Origin of the sequence: Microbacterium sp. (genome assembly GCF_031988965.1) — a bacterium.
Lineage (GTDB): Bacteria > Actinomycetota > Actinomycetes > Actinomycetales > Microbacteriaceae > Microbacterium.
The window spans coordinates 1-1,627 of record NZ_DALZXX010000148.1 but is presented as its reverse complement, the minus strand read 5'-3'; the positions used below and the strand labels follow the sequence as shown (position 1 = coordinate 1,627).

Annotated in this window: 3 protein-coding genes; all 3 read left to right on the top strand. The window is 71.2% G+C overall.

The window, feature by feature from the left end:
* The first annotated feature begins 22 nt into the window (after positions 1-22).
* Positions 23-106 carry a hypothetical protein gene (locus RTM68_RS18990; protein ID WP_396654242.1) on the top strand — a complete coding sequence of 28 codons (84 nt, stop codon included), beginning with the start codon at positions 23-25 and terminating at the stop codon, positions 104-106.
* Between the two features lie 5 nt (positions 107-111).
* Positions 112-1,368: a RuBisCO large subunit C-terminal-like domain-containing protein gene (locus RTM68_RS15975; RefSeq protein ID WP_312172798.1), complete on the top strand. Its 1,257-nt coding sequence runs from the start codon at positions 112-114 to the stop codon at positions 1,366-1,368.
* The coding region (locus RTM68_RS15970) for a four-carbon acid sugar kinase family protein (protein WP_312172795.1) at positions 1,361-1,627 on the top strand (267 nt) is incomplete at its 3' end. The genes RTM68_RS15975 and RTM68_RS15970, both read left to right, overlap by 8 nt.

Sequence of the window (1,627 nt, the reverse complement as noted above, 5' to 3'; positions counted from 1 at the left end):
CGACGACGCGGAGCTGCTGACCGTGCCGGTCACCCTCATCCCCTACTTCGCCTGGGGCAACCGCGGCCCCTCCGAGATGTCGGTGTGGCTGCCGGTGGTCTGGTGATGGCGATGAGCGCAGAGCACGTGATCGCGACCTACGTCATCGAGACGTCGCTGCCCCTGGCCCACGCCGCGGAGGTGCTCGCCGGAGAGCAGTCGACGGGCACGTTCGTCCGCGTCGAGCGCGAGTCCGACGAGGTGCGCGCGCGCTTCGCTGCACAGGTCGAGAGCCTCACCGAGATCCCCCTCACCGGCGCATCGCCGCTGCCCGGAGCCGTCGGCGATCCCGCACTCCGCCGCCGCGCCGTGCTGCGCCTGCGCTTCCCCCTCGACAACTTCGGCCCGTCGCTGCCGAACCTGATGGCGGCCGTCGCCGGCAACCTCTTCGAGATCAAGGAACTGGCGGCCATCAAGCTGATCGACCTCGACCTGCCGCCCGCCTTCGCCGTGCGCTACCCCGGGCCGAAGTTCGGCATCGACGGCACCCGACGCCTGATGTCACGCCCCGCCGGGGCGATGATCGGCACCATCGTGAAGCCCAGCATCGGCCTCACGCCCGAGCAGCTGGGCGATCTGGTCGGTGAGCTCGCCGCCGCGGGGGTCGACTTCATCAAGGACGACGAGCTGCAGGGCAACGGCCCCGCGGCTCCCCTCGAGGCGCGCGTGAAGGCCGTGATGCCGGTGCTCCTGCGGCATGCCGACCGCACCGGCGTGATGCCGATGTACGCGTTCAACATCACCGACGACATCGGTCGGCTCGAGGCCAACCACGATCTGGTGGTGTCGGCCGGAGGCACCTGCGTCATGGCCTGCGTGAACCTGGTGGGCTTCGCGGGGCTGGAGTTCCTGCACCGTCACGCCGAGGTGCCGATCCACGGCCATCGCACCATGCTCGGGGGCATCATGCGCTCGGAGCAGGTGGGGATAGGGTTCCGTGCATGGCAGAAGATCGCGCGGCTCTCGGGGGCGGACCACCTGCACACCAACGGCATCAGCAACAAGTTCTACGAGACCGACGCTGAGGTGCTCGACTCGATCGCCGCCGTGCGGCAGCCGCTCCTGGGCATCACGCCGACCGTCCCCGTGCTCTCCAGCGGACAGTGGGGCGGGCTGGCGCACGCCACATACTCGGCCGTCGGCACGAGCGACCTTCTCGTGCTCGCGGGCGGTGGCATCCACGGTCACCCCGACGGCGCCGCGGCCGGGGTGTCGAGCATGCGCGAGGCATGGGCGTCGGCAGAGCGGGGCGAGACGATCGACGACGCGCTCCGCGCCTCGGTCGAACTGCGACGGGCGGTCGAGCGCTTCGGTCCGGCCCGTGTCTGAGCCCACGGTGCCCCTCGCCGCGACGACGATGCGCGTCGGGTACTACGGCGACGACTTCACCGGCAGCGTCGACGTGCTGCTGCAGTTCGCCCGGCACGGATGGTCGGGACGCCTGTTCGTCGGCGTGCCGGATGCCGAGCGGCTTCGCGAGGCGGCATCCGCTCACGACGTGGTGGGCATCGCGGGGATCGCACGGTCGCTGCCCACCGCGCGCATCGAGGCGGAGGTGCGCCCCGCACTCGAGGCGCTGCGCGCCCTC